We start from the raw sequence: 23,826 nt of genomic DNA, 5'->3' as shown, positions 1-23,826 counted from the left end.
CGTCTCGGGCTTACTATTTCACGAGGGGAAAAGTATGGACAGCGTAGTAAATCTCTGGCCGCTGCTGGGCATTGCTGCCATCGTCGTTGGCTTCGTTTTGCGTTTTAATCCGGTGCTGGTGGTCATTGTTTCAGGCTTCGTCACCGGGATCGCTGCCCTGATGCCGCTGGGCGATATTTTACAAAAGCTGGGTGAGGGATTTCTGAATACCCGCAACCTGCCGTTGATCCTGCTGCTGCCGCTGGCGGTTATTGGCTTACTGGAACGCCATGGTCTGAAACAGCGCGCGCAGGCGTGGATTGCCCAGATCAAAACGGCGACGGCGGGACGGTTGCTCATTGTCTATCTGTTTGTGCGTGAGGTGACTGCGGCCCTCGGGCTGACCAGTCTCGGCGGTCATCCGCAAATGGTGCGACCGCTACTTGCGCCGATGGCCGAGGGGGCCAGCGAAAACCGCTACGGGGCCCTACCGCCCGAGGTCCGTCATCGCCTGCGTGCCATGTCCGCTGCCACCGACAACGTCGGGCTGTTCTTTGGCGAGGATATCTTTGTCGCCTTTGGCGCCATTATTTTTATGCATAATTTTATGCAGGAGTCCGCCGGTATCCAGACTGAGCCACTGCATATTGCCCTGTGGGGCATTCCCACGGCGCTCTCAGCCTTTCTGATTCATTCCGCCCGCCTGATCAGGCTGGACCGCCAGCTGGCACGAGAACTGCGCGTCATCAACAGCGAGGCCATGAAAGCCAAAGGAGAGCCGTCATGATTCAGCAACAGTATCTGATGTGGCTGGCTGGCCTGATTCTGCTGGTTGTCGCGGTTTTATCCTGGCGCGACAGCGCAAATCCGCGCCGTTTCACCACTGGCTTATTTTGGGGACTCTATGGCCTGATTTTTCTGGTGGGTGACTGGACAACCGCTCTGATGACCCAAATGATGGGCTCTGCCGAAAGCGGCACACGTACGTTGCAAATTAGCGTGGGCGTAGCGGTGGTTATCATGGGGATCCTTGCCGGTTGTGGTGGGGTAAAAATGGGCCGCTATCACCAGCGCAGTGAGGCGGAAAAACAGGCCAGTGCCCAGCGTCTGGGCAACAAACTTTTCCTGCCAGCCCTGGCGATCCCCGTCGTGACAGTGATCGGTGTGTTAGCGTTTAATAACCTTCCCGGTCTGCAAACGTGGGTGTTCGGCGCGGGCAACCATTCCACCCTGATTACGCTGTTCTCCATGGCCACAGGCTGTCTGCTGGGCTGGCTGATCGCCATGAAAATGACGCGTGAAACCCCAGTGCAGTCGATGCAGGAAACCCGACGTTTGCTGGACTGCATCGGCTGGGCGTTTCTCCTGCCGCAAATCCTGGCAACCCTGGGGCTACTGTTTACGGCCGCGGGCGTCGGTGGCGCGATCTCCCATCTCACCGAACATTATCTTGCCGTGGATAACCGCTTCATTGCGGTCACGGTTTACGCGGCAGGGATGGCACTGCTCACCATGGTGATGGGGAATGCGTTCGCGGCGTTCCCGATTATTACCGCGGGCATCGGCATTCCCATTCTGGTGTTACAGCATGGCGGTAACCCGGCGGTCATGGCGGCAATCGGGATGTTTTCCGGCTACTGCGGTACGTTAATGACGCCGATGGCAGCAAACTTCAACATTGTGCCTGCTGCCTTGCTGGAGTTACCGGATCGCAACGCGGTCATCAAAGCTCAGGTGCCAACCGGTGTGCTACTGTTAATTGTTAACATTTTCTTACTCTACTTCCTGATGTTTTTGTGAGGCAGCATGAAAACGGTATTAATGACGGCATTTGAGCCCTTTGGCGGCGAATCCATTAATCCCTCCTGGCAGGCGGTCAGTGCCCTTGAAGGCCAGACTATTGCCGGCGCACGCATCGTGACGCGCCAGTTGCCCGTCGTATTCAGCGAGGTGCTGGATGTGCTGTATCAGGCGCTGGAAACGATCAGGCCCGATGCCGTTATCGCTGTCGGGCAGGCAGGCGGTCGCAGCGATATCACGGTAGAGCGAATTGGTATTAATGTGGATGATGCGCGCATCCCGGATAATGCGGGCAGGCAACCCGTGGACGAACCCATCGTTCAGGATGGCCCGGCCGGATATTTTTCACGACTGCCGATCAAAGCCATTGTGGCCGCGGTGCGGGAAGCGGGCATTCCGGCATCGGTGTCGCAAACCGCAGGAACCTTTACCTGTAACCGGGTGATGTATGGTCTGTTGCACTGGCTTGAAAGCAACGGCAGCCCGGCATGGGGCGGTTTCATTCATATTCCCTACCTGCCTGAACAGGCGGTGCATCACCCGGGTGCACCCAGTATGCCCGCCGCAACCGTTATTGAGGCGCTGAAAATTGCCGTACAAACGACCCTGACCACCGCTCAGGATGTGAAGGAAGTGGGTGGCGCAACGCATTAAGAGGACGAGTGATGCCTGAAGGACCGGAGATTCGCCGCGTGGCGGATCAGCTTGAAGTGGCCATCGTCGGCCAGCCCCTGACCGACGTCTGGTTTGCGTTTCCCGAATTAAAAACCTATGAGCCCGCATTGCTGGGAGAACAGGTGGCGTCGATAGAGACGCGCGGTAAAGCGTTGCTGACCCATTTCAGTAACGGCCTGACGCTGTATTCGCACAATCAGCTGTACGGCGTCTGGCGCATCGTCCCGCCAGACATGCAGCCCGAGACAAAACGGCAGTTACGTGTGCGTCTCGCGACGGCTAATCAGGCGATATTGCTTTACAGCGCGTCGGATATTGAACTCCTGAATGCGGAAACGCTTGCCCGTCATCCGTTTCTCAATCGCATCGGGCCGGATGTACTGAATGCGGAGTTGACCGTAGAGGCGGTCAGGGAACGGCTGTGCTCGCCGCGTTTCTGTCGTCGCCGGTTCAGCGGACTGTTACTGGATCAGGCTTTTCTGGCCGGACTGGGCAACTATTTACGTGCTGAGATCCTCTGGCTGGCCCAGTTGCTTCCCCGGCATAACGCACAGTCGCTGAGTGAGGCGCAACTGACGGCTTTCTGCGAAGCGCTGTTGTCCGTGCCGCGTCATGCCTATCGCATGCGCGGCACCATGAAAAAATACCACAGCGAAGCGGCATTTCGGTTTGAAGTGTTCCACCGCCAGGGCAAGACATGTCGCCGCTGCGGCGAAGTGATCGAAAAGGGCCTCCTGTCCGCCCGACCGTTTTACTGGTGCCCTGGCTGTCAGAGATAAAAACGCTGGCCTGTCCCGCCGTTGCACGCGGGCAATGTCACTCGTCAGCGAAGGATATCGTCACCCGGTTTTCTTCACAGCATAAGGAATCATCATGACACCTGAGATTGTGACGGAAAGGCTGCGCTTAAAACCCCTGTCGCTGGAGGATGCCGATGCCATGCAGATCGCGTTTCCGCGCTGGGAAATTGTACGCTACCTGATCGATTCGGTGCCCTGGCCTTATCCCGAGGGCGGGGCACGAGACTATATTGCCAATGTCGCCTTACCGGCGGTCGCGGCCGGGACGGGCTGGTACTGGACATTGCGGCCTAAAACGGCGGAACAGCAACTGATTGGCGTTATTTGCCTGATGGAGACGCCGGATAATAACCGGGGCTTCTGGTTGGTACCGGAGTGGCAGGGGCAGGGCTATATGACAGAAGCCTGCCTGGCCGTGACGGATTACTGGTTTACCGATCTGAAAAAACCGCTGCTGAGAACGCCAAAAGCGGCACTGAATCAGCGATCTGTGAACATTTCTGTCAACAGTGGTATGCGCTGTATCCGCACAGAGAAAAAACAGTACGTTTCAGGCACACATGACTCGCAATTATGGGAAGTGACGCGAGAAGAATGGCAGGCCTTTCGGGCATCTCAAACGTCCGCCGTTCATCCTCTCACTAAGATTCGCTCACGCTGACCGGCGGCGTCAGTAAAAAAAAGCGGCGGTGCCCGTAAGGACACCACCGCTTTTCGCCTTACCGCCCGTTGCCGGACAGCTTATTTATCCAGCTTCGAGCTGAACTCGCGTTCGGTGTAACCGGTATACAGCTGACGCGGACGGGCAATTTTCATGCCTTCGTCGTGCATTTCTTTCCAGTGCGCGATCCAGCCAACGGTACGCGCCATGGCGAAAATCACGGTAAACATGGACGAAGGGATGCCCATGGCTTTCAGGATGATACCGGAGTAGAAATCCACGTTTGGATAGAGTTTGCGCTCGATGAAGTACGGGTCGTTCAGCGCAATGTGTTCCAGTTCCAGCGCCACTTCCAGCAGATCGTCTTTCATGCCCAGTTCGTTCAGCACTTCATGGCAGGTTTCACGCATAACGGTCGCGCGCGGGTCATAGTTTTTATAAACACGGTGACCAAAGCCCATCAGGCGGAAAGAGTCATTTTTGTCTTTGGCACGGCGCACAAACTCAGGAATGTGCTCGACGGTGCTGATCTCTTCAAGCATACGCAGACAGGCTTCGTTCGCGCCGCCGTGTGCGGGTCCCCACAGGGAGGCAATACCGGCCGCGATACAGGCAAACGGGTTAGCGCCTGACGAGCCAGCGGTACGTACGGTAGAGGTCGAGGCGTTCTGTTCATGATCGGCGTGCAGAATCAGAATGCGATCCATGGCGCGTTCAAGCACAGGGTTAACCTTGTATTCTTCACACGGTGTTGCAAACATCATGTGCAGGAAGTTACCGGCATAGGAGAGGTCGTTACGGGGATAGACGAACGGCTGACCGATTGAATACTTGTAACACATCGCTGCCATGGTAGGCATTTTCGACAGCAGACGGAAAGCGGCGATTTCACGGTGGCGCTCGATGTTTACATCCAGCGAATCGTGATAAAACGCAGCCAGTGCGCCGGTCACGCCGCACATCACCGCCATCGGGTGTGAATCACGACGGAAACCGTGGAACAGACGGGTAATCTGCTCATGAATCATCGTGTGGCGCGTAACCGTTTGTTTAAACTCTTCAAACTGGGCTTTCGTGGGGGCTTCACCATTTAACAGGATGTAGCACACTTCCAGGTAGTTAGAGTGGGTAGCCAGTTGGTCAATAGGGAAGCCGCGGTGAAGCAGAATGCCTTCATCACCATCGATAAAGGTGATTTTTGATTCGCAGGACGCTGTAGACGTGAAACCAGGATCGAAGGTAAACAGGCCGTTGGAACCCAGTTGACGGACATCGACGACATCCTGGCCCAGCGTGCCTTGCAGTACACCCAGTTCAATGGACGTTTCATCTGATAGGGTTAGCGTCACTTTTTTATCTGTCATTTTCGTCTCCATAGCGCCTTAGGCAGGTAAGGATCTTTCGACACCTGAAACGCGTGCATGTTGCAATTTGGCAGTACTTCACGGTGTCACTCTGCATTATAAGCAGTGAAGGGTACAGAGTGAGAGGCGCGTTCCACTGGAAATGTAAAGCCGTGACATGTGCATATCGCGGTTGTTAAAGATCCGGTCAGGACATAACTTCTTTGTAACCAATAACCTGATGGTATTTAAAGCGGTTACCGACAATGTTACATAACTTCAGCTTAGGAGAAAGTGTATCCCCATAACTTTTGTGCATCATAGGATTTTATCGGACTAGTTTGTAACTGAATTGTTGAACTATTGTCAAATCAGATAATTAAATTTGTATGAATTGTGAAAAACGTGAGTGGGATCACTGTTCCATCGAAAATTCTCCAAAGAGTTTGTAGGGGAATTGTAATCAGAATGTGATCGTCCTATACTTCCGGCCAGGTCTCCGGAACACCCTGACACCAGGAGCCACCCAGCGTTTGTACCACGTCATTTAACACTGGATGTTGCTATTTTGGTGACGGATTAAGACTGAACCTTTTTTTCGGGTTTGGGCCTGTCTTCCGGAGGAAGCAAAATAAAAAAGAGCTGTGTGGGCAAAACCGTGAAAAAACAAAGACCTGTCAACTTGGATCTCTCGACGATCCGGTTTCCCGTTACTGCAATATCGTCCATTCTCCACCGTGTCTCCGGCGTCATCACTCTGGTTGCTCTCGGCATCCTGTTGTGGCTTCTCGGTCTTTCTCTCTCCTCTCCTGAAGGTTTTCAGCACGCGGCATCTATCATGAGCGGCTTCTTTGTGAAGTTTATCATGTGGGGCATTCTGACCGCGTTGGCCTATCATACGGTGGGCGGGATACGTCATATGTTAATGGATTTTGGTTATCTGGCGGAAACGCTCGAAGCAGGTAAGCGTTCTGCGCAGGTGACATTTGGTATTACTGTCGTGCTTTCAATCTTAGCAGGAGTCCTCGTATGGTAAGCAATGCATCCGCGTTGGGTCGCAATGGCATTCAGGACTGGCTGTTGCTGCGCGCGTCGGCAATCCTTATTACGCTTTACATCATCTACATGCTCGGTTTCGTGGTGATGACAGACACGCTGACGTATGACATCTGGCGTGGCTTCTTTGCCTCAGCATTTACAAAAGTGTTCACGCTCCTGACGCTGTTTTCCATCCTGATCCACGGCTGGATTGGTATGTGGCAGGTCTTAACGGACTACGTGAAATCGCTGGCGGCGCGTTTGCTGTTACAGCTGGTTATCGTGGTGGCACTGTTGTCATATGCAATTTATGGGTTTGTTGTGGTGTGGGGTGTGTAAATGAAGTTACCAGTCAGAGAATTTGATGCCGTGGTGATCGGCGCAGGTGGCGCGGGTATGCGCGCGGCACTGCAAATCTCCCAGTCGGGCCAGACGTGCGCCCTGCTGTCCAAAGTGTTCCCAACCCGTTCTCATACGGTATCCGCGCAGGGCGGTATTACCGTTGCGCTAGGCAATACCCATGACGATAACTGGGAATGGCATATGTATGACACCGTCAAAGGCTCCGACTATATCGGCGACCAGGACGCGATTGAATACATGTGCCACGTCGGTCCGGAAGCGATTCTGGAACTGGAACACATGGGCTTACCTTTCTCCCGTCTTGATGACGGCCGCGTTTATCAGCGTCCGTTTGGTGGTCAGTCAAAAAACTTCGGTGGTGAGCAGGCGGCGCGTACTGCCGCGGCAGCTGACCGTACTGGCCACGCCCTGCTGCATACGCTGTATCAGCAGAACCTGAAAAACAAAACCACCATCTTCTCCGAATGGTATGCACTGGATCTGGTCAAGAATGACGACGATGCGATTGTGGGTTGTACTGCTATCTGCATGGAAACCGGTGAAACCGTCTACTTCAAAGCCAAGGCGACCATTCTGGCGACCGGTGGTGCAGGACGTATCTATCAGTCGACGACCAATGCCCACATTAACACTGGCGACGGTGTTGGCATGGCGCTGCGCGCAGGTGTACCGGTGCAGGACATGGAAATGTGGCAGTTCCACCCAACCGGTATCGCAGGTGCGGGTGTGCTGGTCACCGAGGGCTGCCGCGGTGAAGGCGGCTATCTGCTGAACAAACACGGTGAGCGCTTCATGGAGCGCTATGCGCCAAACGCCAAAGACCTGGCAGGTCGTGACGTGGTGGCCCGTTCTATGATGGTGGAAATTCGTGAAGGCCGGGGCTGTGATGGTCCATGGGGCCCGCACATCAAGTTGAAACTTGACCATCTGGGTGCCGAAGTGCTGGAGTCACGTCTGCCGGGAATCCTGGAACTGTCCCGTACCTTTGCGCACGTTGACCCGATTAAAGAGCCGATTCCTGTTATCCCAACCTGTCACTACATGATGGGCGGCGTACCGACCAAAGTGACCGGCCAGGCGCTGCGCGTCAATGCGCAGGGCGAAGATGAAGTGATTCCGGGCCTGTTCGCTGTGGGTGAAATCGCCTGCGTATCTGTTCACGGCGCGAACCGTCTGGGCGGAAACTCACTGCTGGACCTGGTGGTCTTTGGTCGCGCGGCGGGTGTTCATCTGCTTGAATGTCTGGAAGAGCAGGGCGAACTGCGCGAAGCCAGTCAGGAAAACATCGATGCTGCCATGGCGCGCTTCAATCGCTGGGAGAACAACACCACGGGTGAAGATCCGGTTGAAATCCGTAAAGCGTTGCAACGCTGCATGCAGAACAACTTCTCGGTTTTCCGCGAAGGTGATGCCATGCGTGAAGGTCTTGAAGAGCTGAAAGTGATTCGTGAGCGCCTGAAGTCTGCGCGTCTGGATGACCGTTCACCCGACTTCAATACACAGCGTATCGAGTGCCTTGAGCTGGATAACCTGATGGAAACCGCCTATGCCACAGCGGTTGCGGCTAACTTCCGTACAGAAAGCCGTGGTGCACACAGCCGCTTCGACTATCCGGAACGTGATGATGCGAACTGGCTGTGCCATAGCCTCTATGTTCCGCAAACGGAAAGCATGACGCGCCGTGAGGTGAACATGCAACCGAAACTGCGTGCGGCCTTCCCGCCAAAAGCGCGTACCTACTAATTGCGGAGATCATCATGAGACTAGAATTTTCGATCTATCGTTATAACCCGGACGTCGATGATAAACCTCGCATGCAGGATTACAGCCTGGAAGCGGAAGATGGCCGTGACATGATGCTGCTGGACGCGTTGATCCGTTTAAAAGAAAAGGATCCTACGCTGGCTTTCCGTCGCTCGTGCCGTGAAGGCGTGTGCGGATCAGATGGCCTGAACATGAACGGTAAAAACGGCCTGGCCTGCATTACGCCGGTTTCCGCCTTAGGCAACGGTAAGCAGAAGATTGTGATTCGTCCTCTGCCTGGCCTGCCTGTGGTGCGCGACCTCGTGGTAGACATGAGTCAGTTTTATACTCAGTATGAGAAAATTAAGCCTTTCTTGTTGAACAACGGTGAAAACCCACCTGCGCGTGAGCATCTGCAGACGCCGGGCGAGCGTGAGCATCTGGACGGCCTGTATGAGTGTATTCTCTGCGCCTGTTGCTCAACCTCATGCCCGTCGTTCTGGTGGAATCCCGATAAATTCATCGGGCCTGCGGGTCTGCTGGCGGCATACCGCTTCATTATTGACAGTCGCGACACCGAAACCGATGCGCGTCTGGATAATCTGAGCGATGCATTCAGCGTGTTCCGCTGCCACAGCATCATGAACTGTGTCAGCGTGTGTCCTAAAGGTCTTAACCCCACGCGCGCCATCGGCCATATCAAGTCGATGCTGCTGCAACGCGGGGCATAGTGATACAGCCGGGAACCTCAGGTTCCCGGTGTTTTACGGAAGCCTCTTTAAACGCGGTTTCGACCACGTTTACAAAGGTTCCCTTACGGGCCGGGCGCGCGCTGCGCACAGTGCTCGTATCGCTGAACTCACTACGGCAAACCGCGAAAGCGGCAACAAATGAAACCTCAATAAAGCATAACATTGCTTAAGGGATCACAATGCAGAACAGCGCGATGAAGCCCTGGCTGGACTCCTCCTGGCTGGCCGGCGCGAATCAGTCTTACATAGAGCAACTCTATGAGGATTTCCTGACCGATCCTGACTCTGTGGATGCAGTGTGGCGCTCGATGTTCCAACAGTTACCAGGCACGGGAGTGAAACCTGAGCAGTTCCACTCCGCGACCCGCGAATATTTCCGTCGCCTGGCGAAAGACGCATCTCGTTACACCTCCTCAGTCACCGATCCGGCAACCAACTCCAAGCAAGTGAAAGTGCTGCAACTGATCAACGCGTTTCGTTTTCGCGGCCATCAGGAAGCAAACCTGGATCCGCTTGGCCTGTGGAAACAGGACCGTGTTGCCGATCTCGACCCTGCTTTTCACGATCTGACCGACGCCGATTTTCAGGAAAGCTTTAACGTAGGTTCTTTTGCTATTGGCAAAGAAACCATGAAGCTGGCCGATCTGTTCGAGGCGCTGAAGCAGACTTACTGTGGTTCGATTGGTGCAGAGTACATGCACATCAACAACACCGAAGAGAAACGCTGGATTCAGCAGCGTCTCGAATCCGGTGCTGGCCACTGTTCGTTCAGCGGTGAAGAGAAAAAAGGTTTCCTGAAAGAGCTGACTGCGGCAGAAGGCCTTGAAAAATATCTGGGCGCAAAATTCCCGGGTGCCAAACGCTTCTCGCTGGAAGGCGGTGATGCACTGGTGCCTATGCTGCGTGAGATGATTCGTCATGCAGGTAAAAGCGGCACCCGCGAAGTGGTGCTGGGGATGGCGCACCGTGGCCGTCTCAACGTCCTGATTAACGTGCTGGGTAAAAAGCCACAGGATCTGTTCGACGAGTTCTCAGGCAAACATAAAGAACACCTGGGCACCGGTGATGTGAAATATCACATGGGCTTCTCATCGGATATCGAAACCGAAGGCGGTCTGGTGCACCTGGCGCTGGCCTTTAACCCGTCTCACCTGGAAATTGTCAGCCCGGTGGTCATGGGATCGGTGCGTGCCCGTCTGGATCGTCTGGCTGAGCCGGTCAGCAACAAAGTGCTGCCCATCACTATTCACGGTGATGCGGCGGTCATTGGTCAGGGCGTGGTGCAGGAAACCCTGAACATGTCTCAGGCCCGCGGCTATGAAGTCGGTGGCACCGTGCGTATCGTGATCAACAACCAGGTGGGTTTCACCACCTCGAATCCGAAAGATGCGCGTTCTACACCGTACTGTACTGACATTGGTAAAATGGTGCTGGCACCGATTTTCCACGTCAATGCGGACGATCCGGAAGCGGTGGCCTTTGTGACCCGACTGGCGCTGGACTATCGCAATACCTTTAAACGCGATGTGTTTATCGATTTGGTGTGCTATCGCCGCCATGGTCACAACGAAGCGGATGAGCCAAGCGCCACGCAGCCGTTGATGTACCAGAAAATCAAAAAGCATCCCACACCGCGTAAAATCTACGCCGATCGTCTGGAAAGCGAAGGTGTCGCGTCGCAGGAAGATGCCACCGAGATGGTCAATCTGTACCGTGATGCGCTGGATGCCGGCGAATGCGTGGTGCCAGAATGGCGTCCGATGAGCCTGCACTCCTTCACGTGGTCACCGTATCTGAATCACGAGTGGGATGAACCCTATCCGGCTCAGGTGGACATGAAGCGTCTGAAGGAGCTGGCGCTGCGTATCAGCCAGATCCCTGAAGAGATTGAAGTCCAGTCTCGCGTCGCCAAGATCTATAATGATCGTAAGCTGATGGCCGAAGGCGAGAAAGCGTTTGACTGGGGCGGGGCTGAAAATCTGGCGTACGCCACGCTGGTCGATGAAGGCATTCCGGTACGTTTGTCGGGTGAAGACTCCGGCCGTGGCACCTTCTTCCACCGTCATGCCGTAATCCACAATCAGACCAACGGTTCAACCTACACGCCACTACATCATATTCATAACAGTCAGGGTGAATTCAAAGTCTGGGACTCCGTCCTGTCTGAAGAAGCCGTGCTGGCCTTTGAATACGGTTATGCCACCGCAGAGCCGCGCGTGCTGACCATTTGGGAAGCGCAGTTCGGCGATTTTGCTAACGGTGCGCAGGTGGTGATTGACCAGTTCATCAGCTCCGGCGAGCAAAAATGGGGCCGTATGTGTGGCCTGGTGATGCTGCTGCCACACGGCTATGAAGGTCAGGGCCCTGAGCACTCCTCCGCCCGTCTGGAACGTTATCTGCAGCTCTGCGCTGAGCAGAACATGCAGGTCTGCGTACCCTCAACACCGGCTCAGGTTTACCACATGCTGCGTCGTCAGGCGCTGCGCGGTATGCGCCGTCCGCTGGTGGTGATGTCACCGAAGTCGCTGTTGCGTCATCCTCTGGCGATTTCCTCGCTGGATGAACTGGCAAACGGCAGCTTCCAGCCAGCGATTGGCGAAATTGACGATCTGGATCCGCAAGGCATCAAGCGCGTCGTGCTGTGCTCCGGTAAGGTCTACTACGATCTGCTGGAACAGCGTCGTAAAGACGAAAAAACCGATGTCGCTATCGTGCGTATCGAACAACTTTACCCGTTCCCGCATCAGGCGGTACAGGAAGCGTTAAAAGCGTATTCCCACGTACAGGATTTTGTCTGGTGTCAGGAAGAGCCACTGAACCAGGGTGCCTGGTACTGTAGCCAGCACCATTTCCGTGATGTGGTACCGTTTGGTGCAACGCTGCGTTATGCAGGTCGCCCGGCATCGGCTTCACCGGCCGTGGGTTATATGTCCGTACATCAACAACAGCAGCAAGACCTGGTTAATGACGCACTGAACGTCAATTAATTAAAAGGAAAGATAATGAGTAGCGTAGATATTCTCGTTCCCGACCTGCCTGAATCGGTTGCAGATGCCACAGTAGCAACCTGGCACAAGAAACCAGGCGATGCAGTCAGTCGCGATGAAGTCATCGTCGAAATTGAAACCGACAAAGTGGTTCTGGAAGTGCCGGCGTCTGCGGACGGCGTGCTGGAAGCCGTACTGGAAGAGGAAGGGGCAACCGTTACCTCTCGTCAGATTCTCGGCCGCCTGAAAGAAGGCAACAGCGCTGGCAAAGAAAGCAGTGCGAAAGTCGACAGCAACGAATCCACACCAGCCCAGCGTCAGACCGCTTCTCTGGAAGAAGAGAGCAACGATGCGCTGAGCCCGGCGATTCGTCGTCTGATTGCCGAACACAACCTTGATGCCTCACAGATCAAAGGCACCGGCGTGGGTGGACGTTTAACGCGCGAAGATGTTGAAAAACATCTGGCGAACAAACCGCAGGCAGACAAAGCCGCGGCACCGGCATCTGACGCGCAGCCTGCCCAGCAGCCTGTGGCTAACCGCAGCGAAAAACGTGTGCCAATGACGCGCCTGCGTAAGCGCGTCGCGGAACGTCTGCTGGAAGCCAAGAACAGCACCGCCATGTTGACAACCTTCAACGAAATCAACATGAAGCCGATTATGGATCTGCGTAAGCAGTACGGCGAAGCGTTCGAGAAGCGTCACGGTGTGCGTCTGGGCTTTATGTCGTTCTACATTAAAGCCGTGGTGGAAGCGCTGAAGCGTTACCCTGAAGTCAACGCCTCAATTGATGGCGAAGACGTGGTTTACCACAACTACTTTGATGTCAGCATCGCCGTTTCTACCCCACGCGGCCTGGTGACCCCTGTTCTGCGTGATGTGGATGCGCTGAGCATGGCTGACATCGAGAAGAAAATTAAAGAACTGGCAGTAAAAGGCCGTGACGGCAAGCTGACGGTTGACGACCTGACGGGCGGTAACTTCACCATCACCAACGGTGGTGTGTTTGGTTCACTGATGTCAACGCCAATCATCAACCCGCCACAGAGCGCAATCCTGGGCATGCACGCCATTAAAGATCGTCCTATGGCGGTGAATGGTCAGGTTGTGATCCTGCCAATGATGTACCTGGCGCTCTCTTATGATCACCGTTTGATCGATGGTCGTGAATCTGTCGGCTATCTGGTCGCAGTGAAAGAGATGCTGGAAGATCCGGCGCGTCTGCTGCTGGATGTCTGATTCATCACTGGGCACGCGTTGCGTGCCCAACCTCAATACTCTTTTCAGATCTGAATGGATAGAACATCATGAACTTACACGAATACCAGGCTAAACAGCTGTTTGCACGGTATGGCATGCCAGCACCGACCGGCTACGCCTGTACTACACCACGTGAAGCAGAAGAAGCGGCATCGAAAATCGGTGCAGGCCCGTGGGTAGTTAAATGTCAGGTTCATGCCGGTGGCCGCGGTAAAGCGGGCGGTGTGAAGGTAGTTAACAGTAAAGAAGACATCCGTGCTTTCGCTGAAAACTGGCTGGGTAAACGTCTGGTGACCTACCAAACTGACGCCAATGGCCAGCCGGTAAACCAGATTCTGGTTGAAGCGGCGACCGACATCGATCAGGAGCTGTATCTGGGGGCCGTGGTCGACCGTGCAACGCGTCGCGTGATCTTCATGGCGTCAACCGAAGGTGGCGTGGAAATCGAGAAAGTGGCGGAAGAAACCCCGCACCTGATCCACAAAATGGCGCTTGATCCGCTGACCGGTCCTCAGCCTTATCAGGGCCGTGAGTTGGCGTTCAAACTGGGCCTGACCGGCAAGCAAGTCAGCCAGTTCACCAAAATTTTCATGGGTCTGGCGACCATGTTCCTGGAACGTGACCTGGCGATGGTTGAGATCAACCCGCTGGTCATCACCAAACAGGGCGACCTGATCTGTCTGGATGGCAAACTGGGTGCCGATGGCAATGCCCTGTTCCGTCAGCCAGAGCTGCGTGAAATGCGCGATCCAAGCCAGGAAGACCCACGTGAAGCACACGCAACGCAGTGGGAACTGAACTATGTTGCGCTGGAAGGCAACATCGGTTGTATGGTTAACGGCGCAGGCCTGGCGATGGGCACCATGGACATCGTTAAGCACCACGGCGGTCAGCCAGCAAACTTCCTGGATGTCGGCGGCGGCGCGACCAAAGAGCGCGTAACGGAAGCCTTCAAAATCATCCTGTCTGACGACGCCGTGAAAGCGGTTTTCGTTAACATCTTCGGCGGCATCGTGCGTTGCGACCTGATCGCAGACGGCATCATCGGTGCAGTGGCAGAAGTGGGTGTGAACGTACCGGTTGTGGTACGTCTGGAAGGTAACAACGCTGAGCTGGGCGCTAAGAAACTGGCGGACAGTGGTCTGAACATCATTGCAGCAACCAGTCTGACAGACGCGGCACAGCGTGTTGTTGCTGCTGCGGAGGGTAAATAATGTCCATTTTGATCGACAAAAACACCAAAGTCATTTGCCAGGGTTTCACCGGCGGACAAGGGACGTTCCACTCTGAGCAGGCGCTGGCTTACGGCACGCAGCTGGTCGGCGGTGTGACGCCAGGCAAAGGCGGCACCACTCATCTGGGGCTGCCGGTGTTTAACACCGTGCGTGAAGCGGTTGAAGCCACTGGCGCAACGGCTACCGTCATCTACGTTCCGGCTCCGTTCTGTAAAGACGGTATCCTGGAAGCGATCGATGCCGGCATCAAGCTGATCATCACCATCACCGAAGGCATCCCGACGCTGGATATGCTGACCGTGAAAATGAAGCTGGATGAAGCGGGCGTTCGCATGATCGGGCCAAACTGCCCGGGTGTGATCACCCCAGGCGAATGTAAGATCGGTATCATGCCGGGCCACATTCATCAGCCAGGCCGCGTCGGTATCGTATCGCGTTCAGGTACGCTGACGTATGAAGCCGTTAAGCAGACTACCGATATCGGTTACGGCCAGTCTACCTGTGTCGGTATTGGTGGTGACCCGATCCCGGGTTCTAACTTCATCGACATCCTGAAAATGTTCCAGGACGATCCACAGACTGAAGCGATCGTTATGATCGGTGAAATCGGGGGCAGCGCGGAAGAAGAAGCGGCTGCCTTTATCAAAGATCACGTGACCAAGCCGGTTGTGGGCTACATCGCAGGCGTGACCGCGCCGAAAGGCAAACGTATGGGCCATGCAGGCGCCATCATCGCCGGCGGTAAAGGTACGGCAGACGAGAAGTTTGCTGCACTGGAAGCGGCGGGCGTGAAAACCGTACGCAGCCTGGCTGACATCGGTGATGCTGTTAAAGCCGTTCTGCCAGCGAAGTAATCGCATCCACTGAAAAAGCCACCTTCGGGTGGCTTTTTTTATGGCTGGCAAAACATTGCCACACAGCCACAAGGCCGGTCACGAACGTGGGTAGTGAAAAAAGGGCGCTGGCCGGACGGGCAGGGCGGATTGCAGGCAGGATGATTGCCTGTCACTCACTTAAAAAATACGCTGCCCTCAGGCCCGTTTTTAGATATTGAATAAGAACGTGAAATAACCATTAAATTAATTTAAGTATTGCCCCGTTTATTTGCTATGATGAATTCAGCCCACCGCATCGTCGTCGCGGATCGTTAAGTTATTAAAAAGGGATCAAAGTTAAATTTCTTTATAATTAAAAATTAATAAGAGACAATTTCTTAACAAAGAACGCTTAAGAACATATTTCTATCTTTGCTTCATTATTCCAGATCAACTTCCCCTTATATATAACAAACTTTACCGCTAGCAAAGCCTACCGTTAAGCGCTTAAATTGCGCTGCATCAATCCAGCCTTTTAAAAAAATAAACAAACGTTTGTTCAAATACGGGAAAGCATCAATTTTTATTTATCCCCCGTTAAGCGTTTGAACCACGCCGCTGCGTTGATGTTTAACCAGGTTAGATTAACCGCTACTCCCTCATCTCAGGCCGCACAGCGTTATGACCTGCCGATGATAAAACTGGAATCAATAATCAGTCGTTCCTGACGCTTATTCGGCCCACACGGCTCAGGCGTTCATGCGAGGAGCAAGGAGTTTTTATGCTAGATATCGTCGAACTGTCGCGTTTACAGTTTGCCTTGACGGCGATGTACCATTTTCTGTTTGTGCCATTAACGCTCGGTATGGCGTTTTTACTGGCCATCATGGAAACGGTATACGTCCTGAGTGGTAAACAAATCTATAAAGATATGACCAAGTTCTGGGGCAAGTTGTTTGGTATTAACTTTGCCTTGGGCGTGGCCACCGGACTGACAATGGAATTTCAGTTCGGCACCAACTGGTCTTATTATTCTCATTATGTTGGCGATATTTTTGGTGCGCCGCTCGCGATTGAAGGCTTAATGGCTTTCTTCCTGGAATCCACCTTTGTGGGCCTGTTCTTTTTCGGCTGGGATCGCCTGGGTAAAGTGCAGCATCTGGCGGTGACCTGGCTGGTCGCAATCGGTTCGAATATGTCGGCACTGTGGATTCTGGTAGCGAATGGCTGGATGCAAAACCCCATCGCCTCTGAGTTTAACTTTGAAACCATGCGCATGGAGATGGTGAGCTTCTCTGAGCTGGTATTAAACCCGGTTGCGCAGGTGAAATTCGTGCATACCGTGGCGGCAGGCTATACCACAGGAGCCATGTTTATTTTAGGCATCAGCGCCTGGTATTTACTGAAAGGCCGTGACATGGCGTTTGCAAAACGCTCTTTTGCCATCGCGGCCAGTTTCGGCATGGCGGCGGTGCTGTCGGTGATTGTGCTGGGTGACGAATCCGGTTACGAGATGGGCGACGTACAGAAAACCAAGCTGGCCGCTATTGAAGCGGAATGGGAAACCCAACCGGCACCGGCCGCCTTTACGCTCTTTGGCGTGCCCGATCAGTCAGCACAGCACAACAAGTATGCGATCCAGATCCCTTATCTCCTAGGGCTCATTGCCACGCGGTCGACCGATACGCCGGTGACCGGACTAAAAGAACTGCTGGCGCAACACGAAGTGCGAATTCGTAACGGTATGAAGGCTTACGCGCTGCTGGATGAACTGCGACAGGGCAATACCGATCCGGCCGTCCGCGATGCCTTTAACCACAGCAAAAAAGACCTGGGTTATGGTCTGCTGTTAAAACGCTATACCGCGAACGTGTCGGATGCCAGTGAAGCGCAGATTAAACAGGCCACGCAGGATTCGATTCCTCGCGTCGCACCGCTCTACTTTGCGTTCCGTATCATGGTGCTTTGCGGCGTGCTGCTGCTCGGCGTCATTGCACTGTCATTCTGGAGTGTGATTCGAAATCGCATTGGTCAACAGCGCTGGTTACTCAAAGCCGCACTGTACGGCATTCCGCTGCCGTGGATTGCGGTAGAAGCGGGCTGGTTTGTGGCGGAGTATGGTCGTCAGCCCTGGGCGATTGGGGAAGTCCTGCCCACCGCGATTGCGAACTCCACGCTGACCGTGGGCGATGTCCTGTTCTCAATGATACTGATCTGCGGACTGTATACCCTGTTTCTGGTGGCCGAGATGTACCTGATGTTTAAGTTCGCGCGTCTGGGGCCCAGCAGCCTGAAAACAGGGCGCTATCACCATGAACAGATCGTTAAAAACGCTCAGCCGGTGCGTGGATAAGGAGAAGCCCCATGTTTGATTATGAAGTTCTGCGCTTTGTCTGGTGGCTGCTAATCGGCATTCTGCTGGTGGGCTTTGCCGTCACCGATGGTTTCGATATGGGCGTCGGGATGCTGACGCGCGTATTAGGCCGGACCGATACCGAGCGTCGTGTGATGATCAATTCTATCGCGCCGCACTGGGACGGCAATCAGGTCTGGTTGATCACCGCCGGTGGCGCACTGTTTGCCGCCTGGCCGATGGTGTACGCCGCCGCGTTTTCCGGCTTCTACGTGGCGATGATTCTGGTGCTGGCCTCGTTGTACTTCCGTCCGGTAGGCTTTGACTATCGCTCAAAAATCGAAGATGCACGCTGGCGCGGTGCCTGGGACTGGGGCATTTTTATCGGCAGCTTTGTCCCGCCGCTGGTGATCGGCGTCGCCTTTGGCAATCTGCTGCAGGGCGTGCCTTTTCATGCCGACGAGTACATGCGGCTGTATTACACCGGAAACTTTTTCCAGTTGCTGAACCCCTTTGCGCTGCTGGCCGGTGTGGTGAGCGTTGCCATGATACTGACGCAGGGTGCGACCTATCTGCAAATGCGCACCACGGGCGAACTGCACCTGCGTTCACGCATCACGGCGCAGATTGCCGCGCTGGTGATGATGGCGTGTTTCGCGCTGGCTGGCGTCTGGGTAAGGTACGGTATTGACGGCTATGTGGTGACCAGCACGCTTGATCACTTCGCTGCTTCTAATCCCCTGGGGAAAACCGTGGTGCGCGAAGCGGGGGCCTGGATGGTGAATTTCCAGCAGCATCCTGTGTTGTGGTTATTCCCGCTTCTGGGCGTGGTGTTGCCCTTACTGACCGTAATGTGTTCGCGCGGAGAGAAGGGCGGCTGGGCGTTTCTCTGCTCATCGCTGACGCTGGCCTGCGTCATCATGACCGCCGGCATCGCGATGTTTCCGTTCATTATGCCGTCCAGTACCGTTCCCGGCACCAGCCTGACCATGTGGGACGCCACCTCCAGTTTGCTGACGCTGGAAATAATGACCTTCGCGGCGATAATTTTTGTGCCGGTTATTCTGCTCTATACCAGTTGGTGTTACTGGAAAATGTTTGGTCGTATCACTAAAGAACATGTTGAGCGCAACAGTAACGCACTCTGTTAATAAAGGAGACGACATATGTGGTATTTTGCCTGGATTCTCGGCACCCTGCTGGCCTGTGCCTTTGGCATCATCACCGCGCTGGCGATAGAACATATCGAAGACAGCGCCGACGCGGAACGCCAGTCGTAATGCGCACAGGCATTCAGACAGGTTATCGCCTGATGGATAAGGGCCCGCTCCGGGCCCTTTCTCTGATACTCGCCTTATGGCTGGCCGGCTGCCTGTTATGGGACCCCGCGCGCTATGCAACCCGCCCGGAAGGCATCCTGCTATGGCAGGGCATCGTACTGATTTGGGCGGTCTGCACGGGGGTTATTCACGGCAGCGGATTCCGTCCGCGCCGTTTACGCTGGCGTGCGTTCTTTGCGCCATTGCCCGCCTTACTGGTACTCTTCTGGGCGCTGAGTCATTTTTATCGCTGACGACCTGTCACCCTTCACCCCAGGCGCGTGAGTTTACTTCAGCGTCTGGTCAAGAAACCTCCATTAATGACGTCCGGTTGTAACCAACTGATAATTATTTTCTCCTGGCTCTGACAGCCCATTCCCAACCCTAATTGTCTTGCGTATAGTAGCAACGTTTAAAACGAGGCCGGGATGTAGAGTGAGTACAACGCTGTTTCGCTGGCCGGTTCGGGTCTACTATGAAGATACCGATGCCGGTGGTGTGGTTTATCACGCCAGCTATATCGCTTTTTATGAACGAGCACGTACCGAAATGCTGCGTCAGCACCATTTCAATCAGCAGGCGCTGTTAGAACAGCAGGTTGCTTTTGTGGTACGGCGCATGACGGTGGACTATCTTTCGGCGGCACGTCTTGATGACCTTCTGGAGATCCAGAGCGAAGTGACATCAATGACGCGGGCGACGATGACATTCTCCCAGCGTATCGTGAACGCAGAAGGCAAAGTGCTCAATGAGGCAGAGGTCCTGATTGCCTGCATCAACCCACACCTAATGAAGCCGATTGCGCTTCCCAAGTCTATTGTCGCGGAGTTCAAGCAGTGACTGACATGAACGTTCTTGATTTGTTCCTGAAGGCGAGCCTTCTGGTCAAACTTATCATGTTGATTTTGATCGGCTTTTCGATTGCCTCCTGGGCAATCATCATCCAGCGCACGCGAATTCTGAATGCGGCGGGAAGGGAAGCTGAAGCCTTTGAAGACAAATTCTGGTCCGGCGTTGAACTGTCTCGCCTCTATCAGGAAAGTCAGGGACGTCGTGAAGAGCTGGCGGGTGCCGAGCAAATCTTCTACGCCGGCTTCAAAGAGTTTGCCCGTTTACATCGCGCGAATAATCATGCGCCTGAAGCGGCTGTTGAAGGCGCGAGCAGGGCCATGCGCATTTCCATGAATCGCGAACTCGAAGCGCTGGAAACCCACATTCCTTTCCTGGGCACGGTTGGCTCAATCAGTCCTTATATCGGTCTGTTTGGTACGGTCTGGGGGATTATGCATGCGTTTATTGCCCTGGGGGCGGTCAAACAGGCCACCCTGCAGATGGTGGCACCGGGGATTGCAGAAGCATTGATCGCCACCGCGATCGGTCTGTTTGCTGCGATTCCTGCCGTAATGGCGTACAACCGACTGAACCAGCGCGTCAATAAACTGGAGCAGGGCTACGACAACTTTATGGAAGAGTTTACGGCTATCCTGCATCGTCAGGCTTTCTCCAGCGACAGCGCTAAGTAAACAGAGGTAAATGATGGCCCGAGTGCGTGGTCGCGGTCGCCGCGAGCTAAAGTCGGAAATTAACATCGTTCCACTGCTGGACGTTTTGCTGGTGCTGCTGCTGATCTTTATGGCAACGGCCCCCATCATCACGCAAAGCGTGGAAGTGGATTTGCCCGATGCAACAGATTCTAAGACGGTTTCCAGTGATGATAACCCACCCGTGATTGTTGAAGTGTCCGGCGTGGGACAATACAGCATGGTCGTCGATCACGATCGTTTGCCGCAGTTGCCGCCAGAACAGGTGATTAGCGAAGCGCAACGTCGTCTGGAAGCCAATCCGAAAACCGTCTTTTTGATCGGTGGTGCCAAAGAGGTACCTTATGATGAAATCATCAAGGCGCTGAACCTGCTGCATCAGGCAGGGGTTAAATCTGTCGGTTTGATGACGCAGCCGATTTAAAGTCGAACCGTTTTTGGGAACCGAGTGTGTCGAAGGCAACCGAGCAAAACGAAAAGTTAAAGCGCGCGATAATCATTTCGGTGATTCTGCATATCGTGCTGATCGCCCTGCTGATATGGAGCTCGTTTAATGAGCACATTGAGGCCAGCGGCGGCGGTGGCGGTAGCGATATAGAAGCGGTCATGGTCGATCCCGGTGCGGTGGTTGAACAGTATAACCGTCAGCAGAATCAGCAAAGCGACAGTCAGCGTGCGGAGCAGCAGCGCCAGAAACAGGCCCAGCAGCAGGCCGAAGAGCTTCAGCAGAAACAAGCGGCTGAACAGCAGCGGCTGAAAGAGCTGGAAAAAGAGCGACTGCAGGCACAGGAAGACGCGAAACAGCAGGCGAAAGCGCAGGCTGAACAGCAGAAGGCCGCCGAAGCCGCAGCGAAACAGGCCGAGGCGCAACAGAAAGCCGCCGAAGCGGCCGCGGCGAAAGCCAAAGCCGATGCGAAAGCGGAAGCGGATGCACAGGCGAAAGCCGCGGCAGACGCAAAGATGAAGGCGCAGGAAGAGGCGAAGAAGGCCGCAGCAGAGGCGAAGAAGAAGGCTGAGCAAGAGGCGAAAGCCGCAGCCGCAGAAGCGAAGAAGCAGGCCGAGCAGCAGGCGAAAGCTGAGGCTGCCGAAGCCGCAAAACAAGCTAAGGCCGAAGCGGCGAAACAGGCTAAAGCGGAAGCCGCGAAAGAAGCGAAAGCGGCTGAAGCCAAAGCCGCAGCGGAAGCGAAAGCCGCAGCCGCCCAGGAAGCGAAAGAGAAAGCAGCCGCCGCAGCGAAAGAAAAGGCCGCCAAAGAAAAAGCGGATGCCGCCGCCAAAGCGAAAGCTGCTGCCAAAGCAAAAGCGGATGCGAAGGCAAAAGCCGAGGCGAAAGCGAAAGCGGCCGCTGATGCCGCCAATGACAGCGACGTCGATGACCTGCTGGGCGGCTTAGCGTCCGGTAAGAATGCACCGAAAAGCGGCGCGTCGGGTGGAGCAGCAGGGCAGGGTAATCAGAAGAAGGCGGGTGCTTCTGGCGCAGATGTGAATGCGTATCTTGGGCAGATCACCAGCGCAATTCAGAGCCGTTTCTACGATGCGGACCTGTATAGCGGCAAAAGCTGTGACTTACGTATTAAACTTGCTCCTGATGGCATGCTGATTGATGTTAAATCAGAAGGCGGCGATCCGGCGCTGTGCCAGGCCGCTATCGCGGCGGCGAAGCAGGCACATATTCCGAAACCGCCTTCACAAGCGGTGTACGAAGTGTTTAAAAACGCCCCGATGCGTTTCAGACCGCAATAATGCAGTAACCTGCGGCAGGTTGATCTATGGTTAGCTTGCCGTACTCTAGTTGTACTCGTGGTTTTCAGGAACAGTGCCAATTATCGCGGACTCAGGTTCAGATAAGGGAGATAAAATGAAGCAAGCTCTTCGCGTAACGTTAGGCTTTTTTATCCTGCTGTGGGCAGCGGTGCTGCATGCAGAGGTTCGCATTGAAATCACCCAGGGCGTCAACAGCGCGCGCCCTATCGGTGTGGTTCCGTTTAAATGGTCTGGCCCAGGCGCGGCACCGGAAGATATCGGTGGTATCGTCGCAGCTGACCTGCGTAACAGCGGGAAATTTAACCCGCTTGATCGTTCACGTCTGCCGCAGCAGCCGACCAGTGCTCAGGAAGTGCAGCCTGCTGCATGGAGCGCACTGGGTATTGATGCCGTGGTTGTTGGACAGATTCAGCCGAATGCTGATGGCAGCTATCAGGTGTCCTATCAGCTGGTGGATACCGCAGGTGCACCAGGCACCGTGCTGGCGCAAAACTCCTATAAAATTACGAAACAGTGGCTGCGCTATGCGGCGCACACCGTCAGTGATGAGGCGTTCCAGAAACTGACCGGCATTAAAGGGGCGTTCCGTACCCGTATCGCCTATGTGGTACAGACCAACGGCGGTCAGTTCCCGTATGAACTGCGCGTTGCCGATTACGACGGTTACAACCAGTTTGTCGTGCACCGTTCACCGCAACCGCTGATGTCGCCTGCCTGGTCGCCCGATGGCAGCAAACTGGCGTATGTAACCTTTGAAAGCGGCAAGTCAGCGCTGGTGATTCAGACCTTGTCTAACGGCTCTGTCCGTCAGGTCGCTTCATTCCCGCGTCACAATGGTGCGCCAGCTTTCTCACCGGACGGCACCAAGCTGGCCTTCGCCCTGTCTAAAACCGGTAGTCTGAATCTCTATGTTATGGACCTGGCCTCCGGGCAGATTCGTCAGATTACAGATGGTCGTTATAACAGCACTGAACCAACCTGGTTCCCGGACAGCCAGACGCTGGCGTATACCTCTGACCAGGCCGGTGCGCCGCAGATCTACAAAATCAGCATCAATGGTGGTGCATCACAGCGCATTACCTGGGAAGGCGCTCAGAACCAGGATGCGGATGTAGCCAGTGATGGAAAATCAATGGTGATGATTAGCACCAGTGGCGGTGCTCAACACGTCGCCAAACAGGATCTGGTAACGGGAGCCGTTCAAACGTTAACGGACACGTTCCTGGATGAAACGCCGAGCCTGGCTCCAAACGGCACCATGGTAATCTACAGCTCGACTCAGGGCATGGGTTCTGTGTTGCAGTTGGTTTCAACCGACGGTCGTTTCAAAGCGCGTCTTCCGGCAACTGATGGACAGGTCAAATTTCCTGCCTGGTCGCCGTACCTGTAATGTCTGAGCTT

23 protein-coding genes are annotated in these 23,826 nt (G+C 54.7%); 22 read left to right on the top strand and 1 reads right to left on the bottom strand.

Annotated features, from left to right (window positions below; genetic code table 11):
* Positions 1–34 precede the first annotated feature (34 nt).
* The 5 genes from GC087_RS16395 (at position 35) to GC087_RS16375 (ending at position 3,915) form a co-directional block, all read left to right on the top strand.
* A complete protein-coding gene (locus tag GC087_RS16395; protein ID WP_006118446.1) occupies positions 35–766 on the top strand; it encodes a DUF969 domain-containing protein in 732 nt (243 codons plus the stop codon).
* Entirely contained in the window at positions 763–1,779 is a 1,017-nt protein-coding gene (locus tag GC087_RS16390; protein ID WP_324020211.1) for a DUF979 domain-containing protein, read from the top strand. Before GC087_RS16395 ends, GC087_RS16390 begins: the two co-directional genes overlap by 4 nt.
* Before the next feature lie 6 nt (positions 1,780–1,785).
* Positions 1,786–2,433, top strand: coding sequence for a pyroglutamyl-peptidase I (gene pcp / locus GC087_RS16385; RefSeq protein WP_324020210.1), 648 nt, complete (start codon positions 1,786–1,788; stop codon positions 2,431–2,433).
* An 11-nt stretch (positions 2,434–2,444) separates the two neighbouring features.
* Positions 2,445–3,233: an endonuclease VIII gene (nei, locus tag GC087_RS16380; RefSeq protein WP_324028712.1), complete on the top strand. Its 789-nt coding sequence runs from the start codon at positions 2,445–2,447 to the stop codon at positions 3,231–3,233.
* Positions 3,234–3,327: 94 nt separating this feature from the next.
* Positions 3,328–3,915: a GNAT family N-acetyltransferase gene (locus GC087_RS16375; protein WP_110267774.1), complete on the top strand. Its 588-nt coding sequence runs from the start codon at positions 3,328–3,330 to the stop codon at positions 3,913–3,915.
* Between the two features lie 80 nt (positions 3,916–3,995).
* Here GC087_RS16375 and GC087_RS16370 read toward each other — a convergent pair whose 3' ends face one another.
* Positions 3,996–5,279 carry a citrate synthase gene (locus GC087_RS16370; protein WP_006118451.1) on the bottom strand — a complete coding sequence of 428 codons (1,284 nt, stop codon included), beginning with the start codon at positions 5,277–5,279 and terminating at the stop codon, positions 3,996–3,998.
* A 625-nt stretch (positions 5,280–5,904) separates the two neighbouring features.
* Between GC087_RS16370 and sdhC the strand changes: the two genes are divergently transcribed.
* The 17 genes from sdhC (at position 5,905) to tolB (ending at position 23,815) form a co-directional block, all read left to right on the top strand.
* Positions 5,905–6,294, top strand: coding sequence for a succinate dehydrogenase cytochrome b556 subunit (gene sdhC / locus GC087_RS16365; RefSeq protein ID WP_033739345.1), 390 nt, complete (start codon positions 5,905–5,907; stop codon positions 6,292–6,294).
* Complete coding sequence (sdhD, locus tag GC087_RS16360) at positions 6,288–6,635, top strand: succinate dehydrogenase membrane anchor subunit (protein ID WP_006118453.1); 348 nt, start codon at positions 6,288–6,290, stop codon at positions 6,633–6,635. The genes sdhC and sdhD overlap by 7 nt, the downstream gene beginning before the upstream one ends.
* Positions 6,636–8,402, top strand: a complete 1,767-nt coding sequence (gene sdhA / locus GC087_RS16355) for a succinate dehydrogenase flavoprotein subunit (protein ID WP_006118454.1) — start codon at positions 6,636–6,638, stop codon at positions 8,400–8,402. It begins immediately after the preceding gene.
* 14 nt (positions 8,403–8,416) lie between these two features.
* Complete coding sequence (locus GC087_RS16350; RefSeq protein ID WP_006118455.1) at positions 8,417–9,133, top strand: succinate dehydrogenase iron-sulfur subunit; 717 nt, start codon at positions 8,417–8,419, stop codon at positions 9,131–9,133.
* Between the two features lie 200 nt (positions 9,134–9,333).
* Positions 9,334–12,141, top strand: coding sequence for a 2-oxoglutarate dehydrogenase E1 component (gene sucA / locus GC087_RS16345; protein ID WP_006118456.1), 2,808 nt, complete (start codon positions 9,334–9,336; stop codon positions 12,139–12,141).
* 15 nt (positions 12,142–12,156) lie between these two features.
* Positions 12,157–13,380, top strand: coding sequence for a 2-oxoglutarate dehydrogenase complex dihydrolipoyllysine-residue succinyltransferase (gene odhB, locus GC087_RS16340; RefSeq protein WP_006118457.1), 1,224 nt, complete (start codon positions 12,157–12,159; stop codon positions 13,378–13,380).
* A gap of 68 nt (positions 13,381–13,448) precedes the next feature.
* The gene (gene sucC / locus GC087_RS16335) at positions 13,449–14,615 is read left to right on the top strand and encodes an ADP-forming succinate--CoA ligase subunit beta (RefSeq protein ID WP_006118458.1); all 1,167 of its coding nucleotides are present in this window, start codon (positions 13,449–13,451) and stop codon (positions 14,613–14,615) included.
* Positions 14,615–15,490 carry a succinate--CoA ligase subunit alpha gene (gene sucD / locus GC087_RS16330; RefSeq protein WP_006118459.1) on the top strand — a complete coding sequence of 292 codons (876 nt, stop codon included), beginning with the start codon at positions 14,615–14,617 and terminating at the stop codon, positions 15,488–15,490. Before sucC ends, sucD begins: the two co-directional genes overlap by 1 nt.
* Before the next feature lie 742 nt (positions 15,491–16,232).
* The gene (cydA, locus tag GC087_RS16325) at positions 16,233–17,804 is read left to right on the top strand and encodes a cytochrome ubiquinol oxidase subunit I (protein ID WP_006118460.1); all 1,572 of its coding nucleotides are present in this window, start codon (positions 16,233–16,235) and stop codon (positions 17,802–17,804) included.
* Positions 17,805–17,815: 11 nt separating this feature from the next.
* Positions 17,816–18,955 (top strand): cytochrome d ubiquinol oxidase subunit II, encoded by a 1,140-nt coding sequence (gene cydB, locus GC087_RS16320; protein ID WP_324028711.1) that lies wholly within the window; start codon positions 17,816–17,818, stop codon positions 18,953–18,955.
* Between the two features lie 15 nt (positions 18,956–18,970).
* Positions 18,971–19,084 (top strand): cytochrome bd-I oxidase subunit CydX, encoded by a 114-nt coding sequence (gene cydX, locus GC087_RS16315; RefSeq protein ID WP_006118462.1) that lies wholly within the window; start codon positions 18,971–18,973, stop codon positions 19,082–19,084.
* A complete protein-coding gene (gene ybgE / locus GC087_RS16310; RefSeq protein ID WP_006118463.1) occupies positions 19,084–19,377 on the top strand; it encodes a cyd operon protein YbgE in 294 nt (97 codons plus the stop codon). The genes cydX and ybgE overlap by 1 nt, the downstream gene beginning before the upstream one ends.
* Positions 19,378–19,558: 181 nt before the next feature.
* A complete protein-coding gene (gene ybgC, locus GC087_RS16305; RefSeq protein ID WP_006118464.1) occupies positions 19,559–19,963 on the top strand; it encodes a tol-pal system-associated acyl-CoA thioesterase in 405 nt (134 codons plus the stop codon).
* Complete coding sequence (gene tolQ / locus GC087_RS16300; protein WP_033739349.1) at positions 19,960–20,646, top strand: Tol-Pal system protein TolQ; 687 nt, start codon at positions 19,960–19,962, stop codon at positions 20,644–20,646. The genes ybgC and tolQ overlap by 4 nt, the downstream gene beginning before the upstream one ends.
* A gap of 13 nt (positions 20,647–20,659) precedes the next feature.
* Positions 20,660–21,088, top strand: a complete 429-nt coding sequence (tolR, locus tag GC087_RS16295; RefSeq protein ID WP_006118466.1) for a colicin uptake protein TolR — start codon at positions 20,660–20,662, stop codon at positions 21,086–21,088.
* A 26-nt stretch (positions 21,089–21,114) separates the two neighbouring features.
* Positions 21,115–22,404 carry a cell envelope integrity protein TolA gene (tolA, locus tag GC087_RS16290; RefSeq protein ID WP_324028710.1) on the top strand — a complete coding sequence of 430 codons (1,290 nt, stop codon included), beginning with the start codon at positions 21,115–21,117 and terminating at the stop codon, positions 22,402–22,404.
* Between the two features lie 115 nt (positions 22,405–22,519).
* Complete coding sequence (gene tolB / locus GC087_RS16285; protein WP_033739351.1) at positions 22,520–23,815, top strand: Tol-Pal system beta propeller repeat protein TolB; 1,296 nt, start codon at positions 22,520–22,522, stop codon at positions 23,813–23,815.
* Positions 23,816–23,826: the final 11 nt, after the last annotated feature.

Origin of the sequence: Pantoea sp. JZ2, assembly GCF_035191405.1 — a bacterium.
Lineage (GTDB): Bacteria > Pseudomonadota > Gammaproteobacteria > Enterobacterales > Enterobacteriaceae > Pantoea > Pantoea stewartii.
The sequence above is the reverse complement of the archived record's forward strand: the minus strand, read 5'-3'. Positions and strand labels throughout refer to the sequence as shown.

What these genes read in the sequence shown, in the direction of transcription:
- GC087_RS16395 (WP_006118446.1), top strand. Translation starts at nt 35, where the DNA reads ATGGACAGCGTAGTAAATCTCTGGCCGCTGCTGGGCATTGCTGCCATC.
- GC087_RS16390 (WP_324020211.1), top strand. Translation starts at nt 763, where the DNA reads ATGATTCAGCAACAGTATCTGATGTGGCTGGCTGGCCTGATTCTGCTG.
- pcp (WP_324020210.1), top strand. Translation starts at nt 1,786, where the DNA reads ATGAAAACGGTATTAATGACGGCATTTGAGCCCTTTGGCGGCGAATCC.
- nei (WP_324028712.1), top strand. Translation starts at nt 2,445, where the DNA reads ATGCCTGAAGGACCGGAGATTCGCCGCGTGGCGGATCAGCTTGAAGTG.
- GC087_RS16375 (WP_110267774.1), top strand. Translation starts at nt 3,328, where the DNA reads ATGACACCTGAGATTGTGACGGAAAGGCTGCGCTTAAAACCCCTGTCG.
- GC087_RS16370 (WP_006118451.1), bottom strand. Translation starts at nt 5,279, where the DNA reads ATGACAGATAAAAAAGTGACGCTAACCCTATCAGATGAAACGTCCATT.
- sdhD (WP_006118453.1), top strand. Translation starts at nt 6,288, where the DNA reads ATGGTAAGCAATGCATCCGCGTTGGGTCGCAATGGCATTCAGGACTGG.
- sdhA (WP_006118454.1), top strand. Translation starts at nt 6,636, where the DNA reads ATGAAGTTACCAGTCAGAGAATTTGATGCCGTGGTGATCGGCGCAGGT.
- GC087_RS16350 (WP_006118455.1), top strand. Translation starts at nt 8,417, where the DNA reads ATGAGACTAGAATTTTCGATCTATCGTTATAACCCGGACGTCGATGAT.
- sucA (WP_006118456.1), top strand. Translation starts at nt 9,334, where the DNA reads ATGCAGAACAGCGCGATGAAGCCCTGGCTGGACTCCTCCTGGCTGGCC.
- odhB (WP_006118457.1), top strand. Translation starts at nt 12,157, where the DNA reads ATGAGTAGCGTAGATATTCTCGTTCCCGACCTGCCTGAATCGGTTGCA.
- sucC (WP_006118458.1), top strand. Translation starts at nt 13,449, where the DNA reads ATGAACTTACACGAATACCAGGCTAAACAGCTGTTTGCACGGTATGGC.
- sucD (WP_006118459.1), top strand. Translation starts at nt 14,615, where the DNA reads ATGTCCATTTTGATCGACAAAAACACCAAAGTCATTTGCCAGGGTTTC.
- cydA (WP_006118460.1), top strand. Translation starts at nt 16,233, where the DNA reads ATGCTAGATATCGTCGAACTGTCGCGTTTACAGTTTGCCTTGACGGCG.
- cydB (WP_324028711.1), top strand. Translation starts at nt 17,816, where the DNA reads ATGTTTGATTATGAAGTTCTGCGCTTTGTCTGGTGGCTGCTAATCGGC.
- cydX (WP_006118462.1), top strand. Translation starts at nt 18,971, where the DNA reads ATGTGGTATTTTGCCTGGATTCTCGGCACCCTGCTGGCCTGTGCCTTT.
- ybgE (WP_006118463.1), top strand. Translation starts at nt 19,084, where the DNA reads ATGCGCACAGGCATTCAGACAGGTTATCGCCTGATGGATAAGGGCCCG.
- tolR (WP_006118466.1), top strand. Translation starts at nt 20,660, where the DNA reads ATGGCCCGAGTGCGTGGTCGCGGTCGCCGCGAGCTAAAGTCGGAAATT.
- tolB (WP_033739351.1), top strand. Translation starts at nt 22,520, where the DNA reads ATGAAGCAAGCTCTTCGCGTAACGTTAGGCTTTTTTATCCTGCTGTGG.